15 protein-coding genes are annotated in these 15,770 nt (G+C 70.4%); 5 read left to right on the top strand and 10 right to left on the bottom strand.

The genetic code is table 11. From position 1 onward, the window contains the following. Nucleotides 1-16: 16 nt before the first annotated feature. Complete coding sequence (locus IE286_RS16020) at nt 17-1,369, bottom strand: multidrug effflux MFS transporter (protein ID WP_189797404.1); 1,353 nt, start codon at nt 1,367-1,369, stop codon at nt 17-19. A 98-nt stretch (nt 1,370-1,467) separates the two neighbouring features. On the opposite strand from IE286_RS16020, the gene IE286_RS16015 reads away from it, so the two are divergent. Next, nucleotides 1,468-2,565, top strand: a complete 1,098-nt coding sequence (locus tag IE286_RS16015; RefSeq protein WP_189797403.1) for a Gfo/Idh/MocA family protein — start codon at nt 1,468-1,470, stop codon at nt 2,563-2,565. Here IE286_RS16015 and IE286_RS16010 read toward each other — a convergent pair. Then, complete coding sequence (locus tag IE286_RS16010) at nt 2,552-4,192, bottom strand: alkaline phosphatase D family protein (RefSeq protein WP_189797402.1); 1,641 nt, start codon at nt 4,190-4,192, stop codon at nt 2,552-2,554. The genes IE286_RS16015 and IE286_RS16010 overlap by 14 nt on opposite strands. A 378-nt stretch (nt 4,193-4,570) precedes the next feature. Beyond that, on the bottom strand, nt 4,571-5,800 hold the full coding sequence (locus IE286_RS16005; protein WP_189797401.1) for a D-alanyl-D-alanine carboxypeptidase family protein: 1,230 nt from the start codon (nt 5,798-5,800) through the stop codon (nt 4,571-4,573). Between the two features lie 156 nt (nt 5,801-5,956). On the opposite strand from IE286_RS16005, the gene IE286_RS16000 reads away from it, so the two are divergent. Continuing rightward, nucleotides 5,957-6,472, top strand: a complete 516-nt coding sequence (locus tag IE286_RS16000; RefSeq protein ID WP_372462494.1) for a MazG-like family protein — start codon at nt 5,957-5,959, stop codon at nt 6,470-6,472. 10 nt (nt 6,473-6,482) lie between these two features. Next, on the top strand, nt 6,483-8,024 hold the full coding sequence (locus IE286_RS15995) for an immunity 49 family protein (protein WP_229862885.1): 1,542 nt from the start codon (nt 6,483-6,485) through the stop codon (nt 8,022-8,024). Between the two features lie 110 nt (nt 8,025-8,134). On the opposite strand, the gene IE286_RS15990 is transcribed toward IE286_RS15995, so the two are convergent. Then, nucleotides 8,135-8,827 carry a DUF6882 domain-containing protein gene (locus IE286_RS15990; protein ID WP_189797400.1) on the bottom strand — a complete coding sequence of 231 codons (693 nt, stop codon included), beginning with the start codon at nt 8,825-8,827 and terminating at the stop codon, nt 8,135-8,137. Nucleotides 8,828-9,091: 264 nt separating this feature from the next. Between IE286_RS15990 and IE286_RS15985 the strand changes: the two genes are divergently transcribed. After that, nucleotides 9,092-10,318, top strand: coding sequence for a threonine synthase (locus tag IE286_RS15985; RefSeq protein ID WP_189797399.1), 1,227 nt, complete (start codon nt 9,092-9,094; stop codon nt 10,316-10,318). Between the two features lie 591 nt (nt 10,319-10,909). Here the strand turns inward: IE286_RS15985 and IE286_RS15980 are convergent. Next, complete coding sequence (locus IE286_RS15980; protein ID WP_189797498.1) at nt 10,910-11,230, bottom strand: hypothetical protein; 321 nt, start codon at nt 11,228-11,230, stop codon at nt 10,910-10,912. 198 nt (nt 11,231-11,428) lie between these two features. On the opposite strand from IE286_RS15980, the gene IE286_RS15975 reads away from it, so the two are divergent. Next, the gene (locus IE286_RS15975; protein WP_229862877.1) at nt 11,429-11,983 is read left to right on the top strand and encodes a helix-turn-helix domain-containing protein; all 555 of its coding nucleotides are present in this window, start codon (nt 11,429-11,431) and stop codon (nt 11,981-11,983) included. A 36-nt stretch (nt 11,984-12,019) separates the two neighbouring features. On the opposite strand, the gene IE286_RS15970 is transcribed toward IE286_RS15975, so the two are convergent. The 5 genes from IE286_RS15970 to IE286_RS27655 form a co-directional block, all read right to left on the bottom strand. Continuing rightward, nucleotides 12,020-12,514, bottom strand: coding sequence for an IS3 family transposase (locus IE286_RS15970; RefSeq protein ID WP_189797398.1), 495 nt, complete (start codon nt 12,512-12,514; stop codon nt 12,020-12,022). A gap of 57 nt (nt 12,515-12,571) precedes the next feature. Further along, the gene (locus IE286_RS15965; protein WP_189797397.1) at nt 12,572-12,808 is read right to left on the bottom strand and encodes an IS3 family transposase; all 237 of its coding nucleotides are present in this window, start codon (nt 12,806-12,808) and stop codon (nt 12,572-12,574) included. Next, nucleotides 12,805-13,116 carry a transposase gene (locus IE286_RS15960; protein WP_189797396.1) on the bottom strand — a complete coding sequence of 104 codons (312 nt, stop codon included), beginning with the start codon at nt 13,114-13,116 and terminating at the stop codon, nt 12,805-12,807. The genes IE286_RS15965 and IE286_RS15960 overlap by 4 nt, the downstream gene beginning before the upstream one ends. A 96-nt stretch (nt 13,117-13,212) precedes the next feature. Continuing rightward, nucleotides 13,213-13,752: an SMI1/KNR4 family protein gene (locus tag IE286_RS15955; RefSeq protein ID WP_189797395.1), complete on the bottom strand. Its 540-nt coding sequence runs from the start codon at nt 13,750-13,752 to the stop codon at nt 13,213-13,215. A 17-nt stretch (nt 13,753-13,769) separates the two neighbouring features. Further along, nucleotides 13,770-15,623 (bottom strand): RHS repeat-associated core domain-containing protein, encoded by a 1,854-nt coding sequence (locus IE286_RS27655; RefSeq protein ID WP_189797394.1) that lies wholly within the window; start codon nt 15,621-15,623, stop codon nt 13,770-13,772. Nucleotides 15,624-15,770 lie beyond the last annotated feature (147 nt).

Below are 15,770 nucleotides of genomic sequence, written 5' to 3'. Positions count from 1 at the left end.
CGGCCCCGGGCCGCGCTCAGCCGACCGCCCCCGTGTCCGCTCCCCGGCGGCGCTCCGTCCTCGCTCCCCCGCCCGCTTCCTCCGTGTGCGCCCCCGTGTCCGCCCACGGCCGGCACAGGCCCAGGAAGCAGACCAGCGCCACCAGGGCCGCCGCCAGCTGGACCACCGCCATGGGCACGGCGGTGTCCTCCCCGGCGATCCCCACCAGCGGGGAGGCCACCGCGCCGACGAGGAAGGAGGAGGTGCCCAGCAGCGCGGAGGCGGCCCCGGCGTGCCGCTCGACGCGCATCAGCGCGAGCGCCTGGGTGTTGGGCATGGTGATGCCCATCGCGGACATCAGCACGAACAGCGCGGCGGCGACCGGCGTGAGCCCCACCTCGCCGAACACGCCGGACGCCATCAGCAGCAGGGCGGTGGCGGCCAGGATGACCACGACGAGCCCGACCGCCAGCACCCGGTCCAGGCGGACCCGGCCCACCAGCACCTTGCCGTTGATCTGACCGACGACGACCAGTCCCACGGAGTTGAGCCCGAACAGCAGGCTGAACGTCTGCGGGGAGGCGCCGTAGATTTCCTGGACGACGAAAGGCGAGGCGGACACGTAAGAGAACAGCGCGGCGAAGGCGAAGCCGCCCGCGAGCAGGTAACCGGTGAAGGGGCGGTCGGCGAGCAGCGCCCGCATCGAGCGCAGCGCCTGCCCGACGCCGCCCTCGTGCCTCCCGGCCGGCGGCAGGGTCTCCGGCAGTTTCGTCCACACCAGCGCGCCGAGCAGCACGCCCACCACGGTGAGCAGGACGAACACGCCGCGCCAGTCGGTCACCCGCAGGATCTGACCGCCGATCAGCGGTGCCGCGATCGGCGCGACTCCGGAGATCAGCATCAGCGTGGAGAAGAACCGGGCCATCGCCACCCCGTCGTACAGGTCGCGGACGACGGCCCGCGCGATGACGATGCCGGCGGCGCCCGCGAGTCCCTGCACCAGCCGGAAGGCGATGAGCGTCTCCACGGTCGGCGCGACCGCGCACAGGGCGGTGGCGAGGATGTAGACGGCCAGCCCGGTCAGCAGCGGGCGGCGCCTGCCCCACCGGTCGCTCATCGGTCCGACGACCAGCTGCCCGAACGCCATGCCGAGCAGGCAGGCGGTCAGGGTGAGCTGGACCGTGGCGGCGGGGGCGTGCAGAGCACGGGTGACCTCCGGCAGCGACGGAAGGTACATGTCCATCGCCAGCGGAGGTGTGGCGGTCAGCGCGCCGAGAATCAGTGTGACGAGCAGGCCGGTGCGGCGCGCCCCGGGGGACGGCCGGCCATGGTGCTCGTGCGTCTCCGCCCGGGCGACCGCGTGCGGTGCCGGTGCCCCTCCCTCTGACATGTGCCCCTCCCCTGGCGCGGTGGTCCGCCGTCCGTCCCGCCTATGCTCTCAGCTCGTACACATTGCTGAAGAACTGGTGAGCGAGGGTGAAGTCCGCGATGTCCGGTGCGACGGGCGAGAAGGTGCGCTGGGGGATTCTCGTGACCGGCGGGATCGCCGCCGCGTTCGCGGCGGACCTGGCGGATCTGCCGGACGCGGAGCTGGTGGCGGTCGCGTCGCGGCGGGAGGAGTCGGCGCGGGCGTTCGCCGAGCGGTTCGGCATCCCGCGGGCGTACGGCACCTGGGAGGAGCTGGCCCGGGACGCGGACGTCGACGTCGTCTACGTCGCCACCCCGCACACCGCCCACCACGCGGCCGCGAGCCTGTGCCTGCGCCACGGCCGCAACGTGCTGTGCGAGAAGCCGTTCACCCTCAACGCGGCCGAGGCGGCCGATCTGATCGCGCTGGCCCGGCGGCAGGGACGCTTCCTGATGGAAGCGATGTGGATGTACTGCAACCCGCTCGTGCGGCGGCTGAAGGCGCTGGTCGACGACGGGGCGATCGGTCAGGTGCGCACCGTGCAGGCCGACTTCGGGCTGGCGGGACCGTTCCCGCCGTCGCACCGGCTGCGCGACCCGCGTCTGGGCGGCGGGGCGCTGCTCGACCTCGGTGTGTACCCGGTGTCGTTCGCGCATCTGCTGCTCGGCGAGCCCTCGGACGTGACGGCCCGCGCGGTGCTCTCCCCTCAGGGCGTCGACCTGCAGACCGGCGCCCTGCTGTCCTGGGACGACGGCGCGCTGGCCCAGCTGCACTGCTCCCTGGCGGGCGCCACGGCCGGCGGTGCGTCGGTGACCGGCACGACGGGACGCATCGACATCCCGTCGGACTTCTTCAACCCGGAGCGGTTCGTGCTGCACCGCGAGGGCCGTCACCCTGAGGAGTTCACCGCGGACCGGGCGGGCGGTCCGGGTGACGGAGGCTTCCGGCACGAGGCGGTGGAGGTGATGCGCGCCCTGCGGGCCGGTGAGACCGAGTCGCCGCTGGTGCCGTGGGAGAGCACGCTGGCGGTGATGCGGACGCTGGACGCGATCCGTGCGCACACCGGCGTGCGCTACCCGCAGGAGGCCCCCTCAGGGGGTGTCCCCGGCCGGCCGGAGCGGGCCGGGGACAGCGGCGACGTGGCCTGCGGCGAGGAGGGCTCCGTCACGCCGGTGTGAGGCCCTGCGCCCCCACCTGCGTCACGAAGGAACCGGCGGTCGTCAGCGGCGCGCCCTGCGTGGTGACGTGCGAGACGGTCTTGAAGTCGGCGCGGGCCAGGCGGCGTTCGAGGGACACCGTGGCGTAGCCGCGCAGCCCGTTGTAGAACCGCAGGTGCGGGTTGGCGGTCATCAGGGTGTCCCAGTTCGACGGTTTGGCCTGCCCGTCGCCGTTGCTGGTGATCGACGAGGTGACGATCTCCGTTCCGAGGGTCTTCGACTCCGGGTCGTCGAAGTCGCGTTTGATGTCGAAGCCGTAGTGCACATGGACGTCGCCGGTGAGCACCATCAGGTTCTCGACGCCCGCCTTCTCGGCGCCGGCCAGGACCCGTGCGCGGGAGGCCGGGTAGCCGTCCCAGGAGTCCATGGACACCTTCGACGGCAGGGTGGTGGAGTTGTACCGCCGGGAGAAGGTGACCTGCTGGGGGACCACGTTCCACAGCGCGTCGGAGCGGCGCCAGCCGTCGATCAGCCAGCGTTCCTGGGCGTCGCCGGTCAGGGTGCGCGCCGGGTCCTCCGACTCCGGTCCCGGGTACTGCCAGCCGTCGCCGTAGGCCTGGTTCGAGCGGTACTGGCGGGTGTCGAGCACGTCGAACTGGGCCAGCCGGCCCCAGTGCAGCCGTCGGTAGAGCCTGAGGTCGGGGCCGTCGGGCAGCTGCGGGCGGCGCAGCGGCATGTTCTCCCAGTAGGCGCGGTAGGCGGCGGCCCGGCGCAGCAGGAACTCCTCGGTGGGTCCCTCGTCCTCGGAGACGTCGTCGGCGTAGTTGTTCTCGGTCTCGTGGTCGTCCCAGGTGACGACGAACGGATGGGCGGCGTGCGCGGCCCTCAGGTCGGGATCCGTTTTGTACAGCGCGTACCGCAGGCGGTACTCCTCCAGCGTCACCGTCTCCCGGTCGAACAGGTCCGGCAGGGTGCCGGCCGGGTAGCCGCGGGAGCCGCCCGAGGAGTCGACGGGATACTCGTAGAGGTAGTCGCCGAGGTGGAAGACGAGGTCCACGTCGTCCTCGGCCAGGTGCCGGTAGGCGGTGTAGTAGCCCTGGTCGTAGCGCTGGCAGGAGACCAGGGCGAAGGTCAGCGCGGGGAACCTGCTGTCGCGCGGCGGCGCGGTGCGGGTCCGGCCCGCGGGGCTGGTCCAGCGGCCGGTGCGGAAGCGGTAGTGGTAGACGCGGCCGGGGGTGAGTCCGCCGACCTCGACGTGCACGGTGTGCTGGAACTCGGGGTGGGCGGTGGCCGTGCCGCGTCTGACGACCTGCCGGAACCGTTCGTCCAGGGCGACTTCCCAGGCGACGGGGACACGCCGGGCCGGGAGCCCGCCGTCCGGCTGGTACGGCACGGGCGCCAGACGCGTCCACAGCAGCACGGAGTCCGGCAGCGGATCGCCGGAGGCGACCCCGAGGGTGAACGGATCGTCGGTGATGCGGGCCGGGTCCAGTTCGGCGGCGCTCGCGGTGCCGGCAGCCGGCAGGTTCACGGAGAAGGCGAGCGCCGCGGCGGCCCCCGTGAGCGTCAGGAAGCGGCGGCGCGCCAGGCCGCGGGCGGCGGCGCGCAGTTCCAGGGCGTGCGAGGGCTGGCGGTGCGCGAAGGTCATCCGGTCCTCCCTTGGGACGAGTGCAGGGGGATTCGACCGGACCGGAACGACAGCCTCTTGGCGCGAGCATGACGACTCCGTGGCGGAAGGATGAGTTCCGCCCGGCACCACCGGACCGCCCGGCACCACCGGACCGCCCGGCACCACCGGAGACTGGTCGCGCCCGCCGCACCGCACCGAGAGGCGCACAGCCGGCGCGCGCTCCGGGTGCGTCGCGGCGCTGTCGTCGTCCCGGCCCCGCTGACGTGCCCGGCCCCGCACGGCCTGCTCCCCGTCGGAAGGTGAGCCGCAGGCGGACCCGGACGTGCGGCGCACCGGCGTCACACCGGAACGACGGCACCGTCCGCGAGCCGCGTCCGAGCCGGGCCCGACACCGGATCAGCGGCGGTGACGGCCGCCGCCCTGCGCGGACGCGGCGGCGGGCGAGCGGAGCCGGCGGCGCAGGGCCCACAGGCCGCCGGCGAGCAGCGCGGCGGTCCCGGCGCCGCCCTCCAGCAGCCGCCAGGCCGAGGGACCGCGGTCGCCGGCCGGCGCTCCGGCCGCACCGGTGACGGCCCCGGGAGCCCGCTTCCCCGGCGCGCCGCCCGTCCGCGTCCTCCGCTCGCTCAGCGGCTCGGCCAGGGTGCCCACCGCACGCGCCGAACTCCCCTGCGCGAAGCCCCAGTCGAGCAGCGCGGCGGTCTCCTCGTAGACGGCGTTCTCACCGGCCGCGGGATGCATCACGGTCACCAGCAGGGTCCGGCCCCCGCGAACCGCGGCACCGGTGAAGGTGTTACCGGCGTGGCTCGTGTAGCCGTTCTTCACACCGATCATCCCGTCGTACGGCTTCAGCCCCCAGGTCCCGGTCAGCAGCCGGTCGGTGTTCTGGATCTGAAAGGTGTTGCCGCCGCCGGCCGGGAAGCGGGCGGTGCGGGTGCCGCAGTAGCCGCGGAAGTCGGCGTTGCGCAGCCCGTACCGGGCGAACAGGGTCAGGTCGTACGCCGAGGAGAGCTGGCCGGGGTGGTCGAAGCCGTCCGGGCTGACCACGTGGGTGTCCAGGGCCTGCAGGTCACGTGCCTTGGCCTGCATTTCGGCGACGGTCGCGGCGATCCCGCCGTTCATCCGGGCGAGCACATGCACGGCGTCGTTGCCCGAGCGCAGGAACACGCCCTGCCACAACTGCTCGACGGTGTAGGTGATCCCGGGCTCGACACCGACCAGGCTGGAGCCCGCGGGGACATCGGCCAGGTCGGCCGCGGTGACGGTGTACCGCCGGGTGCGGGGGAACTTCGGCAGCACGGTGTCCGCGAACAGCATCTTCAGCGTGGACGCGGGCGCGAGCCGCCGGTGGGCGCGGTAGGAGGCGAGCACCTCACCGCTCTCCCAGTCGGCCACCAGCCAGGCGCGGGCGGTGAGATGCCGCGGCAACCCGGTCGTGCGGCTCGCCTGCACCCCGTCCCGGGCCAGCCGCTCGCCACCCACCACGCCGGTGCCCTCCGCTCCGGGGGCCGCAGCGGCCCGCCCTCCTGCCGCCGCCACCGCCGCGGGCGCGGCCAGCGCCAGCAGCGACCGGCGGGACACCGAGGAGGAGGGACGGGCCGGGGCACAGCGGTCAGTGGAATCGCGCACTCCGGGACCGTACAGAGCGAGCGCGGGCTCCTGCACGACCGTGCCACAAAGGATGGCCAAAAGATCCCCCAAGGAGGCGCCCGTCCCCCTGGATGCGGCACACCCGCGTGCACGGCCGCACGGATGGCGGCACGGCGGCCCGGGCAGGCTGACCCCATGACCGACGCACACCGCCCCTCACCCCCCTCACCCACCGACGGCACCGAGCGGCCCTCGGTGACACCGGCGCCGTCCGCACCGCTCCCCGACCGGCTCCCCGATCTGTGGGCCACCGTCGACGAGATGTGGGCCTGGCTGGAGGCCCACGATGCGCCCGGCTCCGACCCCGACCGCACACTGCTGCTGCGCCTGCTGAAGCTGTCCGAGGAAGCCGGCGAGGTCGCGCAGGCGGTGATCGGCGTCACCGGCCACAACCCCCGCAAGGGAGTGACGCACACCTGGCAGGACGTGGAGGCGGAACTGTGCGACGTGGCCATCACCGCCCTGATCGCGTTGCGCACCCTGACCCCCGAGGCCCGCACGGTCTTCGCCCGTCACCTGGCCCGCGTCCGCGACCGCTGCATGCCGCAGCCCGCCCGCCCGGACACCCCCGCTGCCAGTCCCGCTGCCGGTCCTGCTGTCAGTCCCACTGCCGGTCCCACTGCCAGTCCCACTGTCAGTGCCCGCTCCTAGAGTGGCCCGCGTGACACACCACGACGCGCACGCCGACTCCCCTGCCCCCGTCCCCCCGTCCGCACCCGCGACGCCGCCCGGCAGCGAGAGCGTGGAGGAGCTGCTGAGCGGCGTGCACGCCCGGCTGCTCCCTGCGGAGTCGCTGCCTCCTCAGGTCGCCGGGTCCATGCGGTACGCGCGGACGGTCGCCGACGGCCTGGTCTTCGCCTACGCCCTGGACAGGCCCGACATGGTGCGCAGCCTCACCGACGGCGACATCGAACGCGCCGAGGCCGAGGCGCTGGGCAAGGCGGCGTACGCGAACCTGATGCGCGTGCCCGTCGAGCACGACGAGGTGGCGGTCGAGGGCGGTGCGGTGCTGCACACCGTCTACGGCGACTCCTTCTTCGTCGCCAGCAAGGCGCTGTACCTGGACGAGGTGGCCCGTAAGGTCACCGGCGCGCCGCTCCCTCGGGCCGGTGCCCTGGTCGCGGTGCCGACCCGGCACAACCTGGTGTTCCACCCCATCGCCGACGGCTCGGTGGTCGACGCGCTCAACAGCCTGGCCACCTATGCGCTCGGCGCCTACCAGGACGGCTCGGGCCCGCTGTCGCCCAGGGTGTACTGGTGGCACCGCGGCGGGCTGACCTCGCTGACGGTCATTGACCACGACACCCGGACCTTTTCCCTTCAGCCGCCGCCGCAGCTGCTCGCGATGATGAAGGGCCTGACGAAACTCGACCGCGCCGGCCGCCTGAACACCCGCAGCACGGCCCAGGCCCCCGGCCTCCCCGAACTCACCGCTGCCACAGCCGACGTGCTGGCCCGCGCGGCCGAGGACCCCTCCGCCCTGCCCGACGCCTTCGCCTCGACCGTCGACCTGGCCCATGCCCGGTGCGCCGAGGACCCCCGCGCGGACCTGCTGCCCACCTGGAACGCCTGGGCCACGGCCGTCCAGCTCGGCACGGCCCTGTTCACCGGCGCCGGCCCGCAGGAGTGCCGCCTCGGCGAGAACCTCGTCCGCCCGCTGCCCGCGATACCGGCCGCACCCCCGGCCGACGCCCGCGCCTGGCTCGACGCCTTCTACCTGTCCCTCGTCTGCCGCCAGACGGACCGGCTCACCCGCCTGTGCCAGGTGCCGATGGACCGGCTGCGCGAGGACGACTCGGTGGACGCGTACGTCCTGCACTGGATCGACACCCTCCGCGCCTATGTCCTGCGCGCCCCGGTGAACGACGTGGTGGAGAAGCTCACCGCCACCCTGCGCACCTCCATGCCCCAGGAGCTGACGCACGCACCGGCCGGCTACGTCGACCTCGTCGACCACCAGCCGGCGGCCCTCTTCCACCGCATCCTCACCCGCGACCCGCAGGCCTTCGCCCAGGCCCTGACCGAGGCCCTGGCCCACCACACCACCTACTGGGGCTCCTCCCCGGCCCCCCGCGCCCGCATCGCCCTCGGCCCCCTGGCCCTGGCGTGCCTCGCCCACGACTACGGCTTCCCCGTCCCCGAGGACCACCGGCTCCTGCCCGCCAACCTGCTCAACGGGCGGAGGATCGAGGACATCCCGTGACGAGAGCGCCGTTCACCTCCTACGGCGCCGCTCTCGTCGCCGGAAAGGACGGCCGAGGACCACGGCGGCCCGGTCCTGCCACATGACAAACACGTGGTCCGGGCTCAAGGTCAAGAGGAAATGGCCCCGATCTTCACCCTCTCGATCCGCCCGGCAGCGTCGAACGTCACCTCGACCGGCCCACCGCTCGGCAGGTCGGCGACGATCCGGTCGTCCTCGCTGTGGTACGGGAGGCCGTGGTGGTCGAAGTACCCGCTGACGACGTGCCGGGCCGAATGCCCGATCAGCTGCGCGCCGGTGAGCAGCATCCGCGGCAGGGTGATCGCGTCGAGTCCGGCCTGCGGCACCTGGGGATCGTCGGGCAGGAAGTACACCTGTGTGACCGGTCCCGCCGGGACGCCGATGTAGCCGGGGGCCTTGGCCACCCCCATGCCGGTGAAGGCGAGCATCTCGGCGGCCCTGCGCGGATCGGGGAACCCGGACAGGTCCTGGAAGTCCTGGGTCAGTTCGCTTATGCCGTGCGCCTGCCCGTACCGCTGGACGGTGGCGGACAGGGCAACCACCTCCGTACCCCGCAGCCCCGGGTTCGCCCAGCCCCACATCCAGGACTGCTCCGAGGCGTCGTACGTCCCGAGCACACTCACACGTATCTCGACGTCCCCCTGCCGGTACCGGCAGGCCTCCAGGTCGGCCTCCCAGGGGCTCTCGGGCAGAAACGCGGTCAGCGCCTCCAACTGGGCCGCACCCCATGCCGCATGCCGCTCTGCCTCACAGAGAAACGCTTCGCTGAATGCACTCGTCATGATCCGACTCTAGTGACCACTCCCACAGCGACTGCTTCGAGGACGTGCGCGCGATGCGAATCGGTGGACAGACCCCCGTCCCGCAAGCCGCCGCCCTGACCGGACTTGCCCGGACCGCCCGGCATCCGGACAGGATCAGGACGGGATCAGGACGGCTGCCCGGACACGATCCGTGGGGAATGCACCGGGCGAGACGCAGGTTGATTGCGTAAGCAATCGGAATCAAGATGCGAAGCCGCCGTGTGGGCGCACCGAAGGAGAGCCGTGTCGTACTCAGCTCTGAGCCACCTCGAATGCTCCAGGACCGCGCAACGTTACGACGCCGACGTGGTGCAGGGGGTGAGCGCGGTCGGTGCCCCGCTGCTGGCCCGCTACGACCTGGAGCGGGTGGCGGCCACGGTGACGCCCGACATCATCGCGAGCCGGCCGCCGACGCTGTGGCGCTACCACGAAGTCCTGCCGGTCAGGGACGAGGCGAACGTCGTCTCCCTGGGCGAGGGCATGAGCCCGCTGCTGCCCCTGCCGTCCTACGGCGCCTCCATCGGTGTGCCCCAGCTGATGATGAAGGACGAAGGACTGATCCCGACCGGCACCTTCAAGGCGCGCGGTGCCGCGGTCGGCGTCTCCCGGGCACGCGAGCTGGGTGTCAAGGGCGTGGCCATGCCGACCAACGGCAACGCGGGCGCCGCGTGGGCCACGTACGCCGCCCGGGCGGGACTGACCAGCCTCATCGCGATGCCGGTCGACGCGCCGTCCATCACCCGCGCCGAATGCGTCGCGGCGGGCGCCGAGCTGTACCTGGTGGACGGGCTCATCGGCGACGCCGGGAAGCTGGTCAACGCCGCGGTCGCCGCCCGGTCCGGATACCAGGAGGTCTCCACCCTCAAGGAGCCGTACCGGATCGAGGGCAAGAAGACCATGGGGTACGAGATCGTGGAGCAGCTCGGCTGGCAGCTGCCCGACGTGATCTTCTATCCGGCCGGTGGCGGCGTCGGCCTGATCGGCATCTACAAGGCGCTCCTGGAGTTGCGCGAACTCGGCTGGATCCAGGGCGAGTTGCCCCGACTGGTCGCCGTGCAGGCGGAGGGATGCGCGCCCATCGTGCAGGCGTACGAGTCCGGGGCGAGCGAGAGCACCCCGTTCCCGGACGCCCGCACCGTCGCGTTCGGGATCACCGTGCCCAAGGCGCTCGGCGACTTCCTGGTGCTGGAAGCGGTCCGCGCGACCGAGGGCACCGCGATCGCCGTCAGCGACGCCGACCTGCTCGCGGAACAGCGCCGCCTGGCCGCCCGGGAGGGCACCTTCATCTGCCCCGAGGGCGCCGCCTGCATGGCCGCAGCGAAGCAGCTGCGCGAGGCGGGCTGGCTGAGCGAGGACGACCGGGCGGTCGTGCTCAACACCGGCATGGGAGTGAAGTACCCCGAGACCGTCGCCGTCGACGTCCCGACCCTCGCCGTCGACTCCCAGATCCCGCCGAAGCCGGCCGCCTGACCTCTCGGCCCACCGGACATCGCCGGGCGGGCGATTGCCGGCCCGGCGGCGGTTTTTTGGTCCCGGCCTCGCGAAAAGGGCCTCCGCTGCAGGTAAGAGGCCCTTCCGTGGCAAAGTCGCAGGAAGCGGCAGACGAGTCGGGCTGTACGCCGGGTTCTCCAGAAGCACCCTTCTGACCTGCGGCTTTGTGGGGCGAACCGGCTGTGACCTGCTAGGACGGGTTGCAGAGGCGATCGGAGGCAGTCAGAGGAAATCGCTCTGATTCGACCCCGGATCGACCCGGGTCGCTCAGAGGCAGCCAGAGGCAACCCCTCTGCTCCTGCCGCCTGAGCGGCCCGGGAGTCCGGAGTCGGACAGGCCGACGACTCCGACTCCTTCACGGTCTCCCCGGTCGAGCCGCGATGGGGATGCCTGCCTCCACCGGAGCCAGGCACACGAAAGCCTCCAGGACGGCCATCCTGGAGGCTCTTCGCTGGCACCGATTGGAGGTCGGTTCCGGACACCACCCGTGGTTTTAGCGGGCCTCGGTGGCGTCCATGTCTTTCGCGAGACGACCCCAGCATGCCATACGACGTACCCCGTTCGCAGCACTCACAGAAGGCTTCGCGTCCAGGAAAACCCCGTCCAGAGGCAGTCAGAGGCGGTCACACCAAGCCTCTGGGACTCGCCCATCTCCCTCCGGTCGCCGCCGACCTGGTCCTCCTCGGAGACCTCACTGGCCGCTACGCCGCCGGCAGCTACAGCAAGCTCGGCCGTGACGGAGAGGTCGTACGCCGCGGTGACCGCCAGGGCATGTCCGAGCACGGGCACCGGGTCACCGCCGCCATCGCCTGCCACGTCGCACGTTGTGGAGGAACTCTTGATCAGCTCACACAGCTCCTCATGCACCCGGAACACGAGGGTGGTAGGCATCCGCAGTACATAGCGCAGCGCTCGGGCCAGGCTCGCGCCCTGTCGTACATCCGTCGAGTCTGGGACAGCGCCTGCGCAGCGGTCAGTAGCACGGCACGGGTCGAGTCACGCGAGCAGGCCTACGAGGACCTCGCGGCCCTGCGGGCCCGTATCGAGACCACCCCATGGCGCGGCGAACGAGGCAGGACCGCACTGCGTGTGCTTCGTGCCCACCTGAACTTCGCGGAGATCGCCGGTGGCCGCCTGCACGCGGCCAGCGAACGTCAGACAGCTGAAGAGGCAGGAGTATCGCGGCAGACCTTGCGAAAGGCCTACGAATCCGTTCTCGTGCCTGCGGGATGGCTGCGCCGGCTGAAGGTCGGACGAGGCAGGGAAGGCTCGACCTGGTACCTCGGCGACGGATCTGGTGCTGCCGTTCAGTCACCCGAGTCTCGATCTCGTACCACTCAGTTCCCCCCCGACCCGGCACTTGAGGAGTGGAACACCCCTGAGACGGGATTGTGTGCAGACGTCGATTCCACCGTCATCGGCAACCTCATGGGGCACGACGCCTTCACGCACGAGGCTCTGGGCAGCTCCGCTCTCATGGTGATCGGTGCTTTGCATGCACGTCCCCACCAGACCGCCAGCGAACTCGTCGTCACAGCGTCCGTCTCGCGGGCAACCGCCTACCGAACCCTGAACCGGCTCTTGAGCCATGGCTTGGTCCACCAGACCGGCGAGACCTGGTCCTTGGCCCCCAGGGCCCTGTGAGCTGTCCCGCGTTTCGTAGAGTCCGCGGATCTTGTTTCAGGCGGACTGCGGGGTGGCTTGCTGTTGTCGCCACCAGTCGCGTTCGTACTCGGCGGGTGGTACGTAGTCGAGGGCGGAGTGGAGCCGTCCCTCGTTGTACCAGGTCACCCACTGGAAGATCGCCCGCTCGACCTGGTCGACGTCCCGCCACGGGCCTTGCATCTCGATCAGCTCGGCCTTGAAGGTGCCGTTCAGCGCCTCGGCCATCGCGTTGTCGCAGCTGTCGGCGACCGAGCCGACCGAGGCTGAAGCCCCGGTCTCGGCGAGCCGGTCGGTATACCGAATTGATACGTATTGCGACCCGCGGTCGCTGCGGTGGATGAGACCGGAGTCCTTCTTGATCCGGCGTCTCCACAACGCCATCTCCAACGCGTCCAGGGGGAGTTCGGTGCGCATGTGGTTCGCGACCTGCCAGCCGACGATCATCCGTGAGTACACGTCCAGGACGAACGCCACGTACGCCCAGCCGGACCAGGTGCGCACGTAGGTCATGTCCGCGCCTGGGCGCCGACGGCTCGGGCACGGTGGTCCGCCGCCGCTGCCCGCGGATCACGCCCTCCAGGCCCAGCTGTCCTTGCGCTTGAGCGCGCGGGTGATCCGGCGGACGCCGTAGGTGCCGCCGGACTCGGCATGGGCCTGTTCGATCAGCGGCATGAGCTGCTCGTCGCGCAGCCGGCGGGCCGACTTCGGCCGCTTCTTGCGGGCGTAGTTCGCCGACTCCGACAGCCCCAGCACCCGGCAGGCGAACCCGACCCCGAGGCCCTTGTCCTTGAGGTGCTCGATCACCTGGTCGGCCTCGTCCGGGGACGGTCGAGTTCGGCCGCAAAAAACGCGCTCGCGGCTTTGAGGATCTCGTTCGCCCGCCTCAACTCCGCGTTCTCCCGGCGCAGTTGCCTCAGTTCTTCCTGCTCGGCGGTGGTCAGCCGGTCGTCGCGTTCACCGGCGTCGGCCTCGGCCTGGCGGACCCAGCCGCGCAGGGCCTCCTTGTGGATGCCCAGGTCCCTGGCGACGTGCGCGATGGGACAGCCGGTGGTGCGGACTTCGCGGACGGCCCGCTCACGGAGCTCGTCCGGGTATTTACGTGGTGCTGGCACTGCTCGTGGTTCTCCTTCGGGCCAGGATCATAATCCTGGCTTCAGGGACTCCACGAAACCGGGGTCAGCTCAAACAGTTCATTGTGTTAGCCGCTGTTAGGGAGTGTGCGTGAACTTGTCAAAGTTGTGCGGGCTAGCGGGAAACGCCGAGGACAAGATGTCTGACTGGATGTCGCCTTCCAGTACGGCAGTCAAGTATTGGGCGAATCCGATTTCGTGGAATTCCCAGCCCTCCCCGCGTGCTTCGTTGATCAGTACAGCGTATTCGTCGGGTTCTTGCCCGGGGAGGATCCGCCAGAAGAGCCACTCGCCGTTGTCTGTGGTGCCCCAGGGGATGATACGGCTTCCTTCCGGCTCGAGCTCGGCGGGTTTGTCTTCGAAGTCGAAGATGTCTTCGTAAGCCTCTTCCCGCTCGGCGGCCAGTTTGGTGAGGTCGTAGTGCTGGTTCGGAGAGGACGGTGCGAGGACGTACAGGTAACTGTCGATCCTGCCGCCACCGACTTGCTCGATGAACTCCTTGTAGTCGGCGGGAAGCCGCACCTGAAGTTCCGACTCGATACCGGACCAGTCCTGCTGCTGTGCGCCTGATGTGTCCGCTCCCAGAACGTCGATCAGGCGCCGTACGTGCTCGTTCACTTCAACTGTCCTTCCACTCAGCGTTTTGGTTCATTGGGGATGTAAATGCGGTTGGTGCCCGTGGTTGCACCTTTGGGCATGAACTGGAATCCGTCGGAGCCGTGTGCCTCCAGCCAGACGCCTTCAGGGACGACACTGTCTCCCTTGTAGACGGGAGTGACGGAGTATTCAATCACCTCTCCCTTGTCCACAGCCTTGCGTACCTGGGTTTCGTAGCGTCTCATCATGGGACTGTTGGCGTAGGAGTGCATGGTGACAAAGTTCCGCGGGTCCTTATTGGATCCGCCGATCTGGGCCCCCAGTAGGTGAGCCCGGTTGAATCCCTTGTTGCTCTGCCAGCCGGCCGGGTCGACTCTCGGGTCGGTCTTTCCGCCCATCATGCTGCGGGTGAGGGTAGCAATGACGCCTTGGGCCCTTCCGCCGGGACCGAGTTCCCGGTAGCGGACGCGCCCGCCCCAGGTGACGTCGTCCTCGTCGCAGGGCTTCAGGCCGAGCGGATCGAACTGCTCATGGGGGTTGGCTACGTAGGCGACGGGGTTGGGCGCGGGGACAAGGCCCAGGGGGTCAGGCGAGGTGTAGCGGGCGGTTTCGGGGTCGTAGTGGCGGAAGTAGTTGTAGTGCAGCCCGGTTTCCGGGTCAGCGTACTGGCCGGGAAACCGCAGGGGAGTGTAGGCGGTGGCATTGGTGTTCCAAGCGGTCGTACCCCATACCGTGGTCCGGGTCTGCCAGGCGATGCGGCCTTGTTCGTCAACGAGTTCGGTGGGGGTACCGATCAGGTCGGTGACGATGGCAAAGAAGCGGGTGTCGAACTCGTCCTGAGTACGGGGCTTGCGTTCGTACTGGGTCACAGGACGGTACCCGTCGTATTCCCAGGACACGAGGGTGCCGGTGCTGATGTTGGCTTCTTCGGCCAGCCGGGTGCCGTCCCAGGAGAAGTGGATCTCTTCTGCGACCTGGCCTTCTGCAGTGAGGCGACATTTGGCGGTGCGTCGCCCCAGCGGGTCGTAGCGGTACTGCCAGACGGTGCCGTCGGGGGTGGTGCAGCTGGTGAGCCGGCCTTCCGGGTCCCAGGTGTAGCGCCAGATGTCTGGCTTATGGGACAGGCGCTTCTTGCGTCGTTCGACCACCCGGCCGGCCTCGTCGTAGCGGTAGGTGGTGCGTCCCGCAGCCAGCATCATGGTGCGTTCCAGCGCACGTTCACCTGCAGCGTCCGGCGCGGCAGGGCCGCCTGGCCAGTCGGCGAAGCTCTGGTTGCCCGCCGAGTCGTAGCGGTACGCCTCGGTCTGCTGAGAGCCGCTGGCGACAGTCAGGGGGCGGCCCATCGGGTCCAGCTGGAACTGCGTGGCCCGGCCGGTGGCGAGGTCTGTGATGCCGGTCAGCATGCCGTCGGCGCGGTAGCTGAAGTGCCGGTCGCGTACTCGGCGATCGCCGGCATGCAGCGTCTGGTTGGTCAGGTGGCCAAGCTCGTCCCACTGCGATGTGATCCCGGCGTGGTCACTGAGGATCCGCTGTATCTCGCGGCCCAGCAGGTCATGTTCGAAGGCCAACTGGTGAGCCTGGCCCAGTTGCAGGCCGGTGCGGTTACCGACGGCATCCCAGGTTTCCTCGCTGACCGCTCCGGTGGGAGTGGTGCGTCCGGTGCACTGTCCGAGTGCGTCGTACCGGTAGCGCATGGTGCGCCCGTCGACCGTCTCGGCTAGGACACGTCCAGCGGCGTCGTAGGTCCGGGTGAGCTCTGAAGTGGCGGTTCGGGCGTGCTCCAGCCGTCCGGCGGCGTCGTAGGCGTAGGTGGTGCATGCACCGTCCACGTCCTTGGTGACGAGTCGGCTGACCACGTCGTAGGTGAATGTCCAGGTGCGGCCATCCGGCATACGTCGTGAGGCCAGTTGCCCGGCGGCATCGAAGGCGCTAGCCTCGGGCTTTCACGGGGTGGGCTGTCCGAGGCGTGATCATAAAAGCGGAAAGTGCTCCTGACCTGCAACGATGGGACTTGTCGAAGGTCCTGTTGGTTGCGAGGA

The organism is Streptomyces thermodiastaticus (assembly GCF_014656135.1).
In the GTDB taxonomy this organism is placed as follows: domain Bacteria; phylum Actinomycetota; class Actinomycetes; order Streptomycetales; family Streptomycetaceae; genus Streptomyces; species Streptomyces thermodiastaticus.
This window is presented reverse-complemented; position numbering and strand designations above follow the sequence as displayed.

Bases quoted from the DNA above. Each gene is read 5' to 3' on its own strand.
- IE286_RS16020 (WP_189797404.1), bottom strand. From the start codon at position 1,369: ATGTCAGAGGGAGGGGCACCGGCACCGCACGCGGTCGCCCGGGCGGAG.
- IE286_RS16015 (WP_189797403.1), top strand. From the start codon at position 1,468: ATGTCCGGTGCGACGGGCGAGAAGGTGCGCTGGGGGATTCTCGTGACC.
- IE286_RS16010 (WP_189797402.1), bottom strand. From the start codon at position 4,192: ATGACCTTCGCGCACCGCCAGCCCTCGCACGCCCTGGAACTGCGCGCC.
- IE286_RS16000 (WP_372462494.1), top strand. From the start codon at position 5,957: ATGACCGACGCACACCGCCCCTCACCCCCCTCACCCACCGACGGCACC.
- IE286_RS15990 (WP_189797400.1), bottom strand. From the start codon at position 8,827: ATGACGAGTGCATTCAGCGAAGCGTTTCTCTGTGAGGCAGAGCGGCAT.
- IE286_RS15980 (WP_189797498.1), bottom strand. From the start codon at position 11,230: ATGCCTACCACCCTCGTGTTCCGGGTGCATGAGGAGCTGTGTGAGCTG.
- IE286_RS15970 (WP_189797398.1), bottom strand. From the start codon at position 12,514: ATGACCTACGTGCGCACCTGGTCCGGCTGGGCGTACGTGGCGTTCGTC.
- IE286_RS27655 (WP_189797394.1), bottom strand. From the start codon at position 15,623: ATGCCGGATGGCCGCACCTGGACATTCACCTACGACGTGGTCAGCCGA.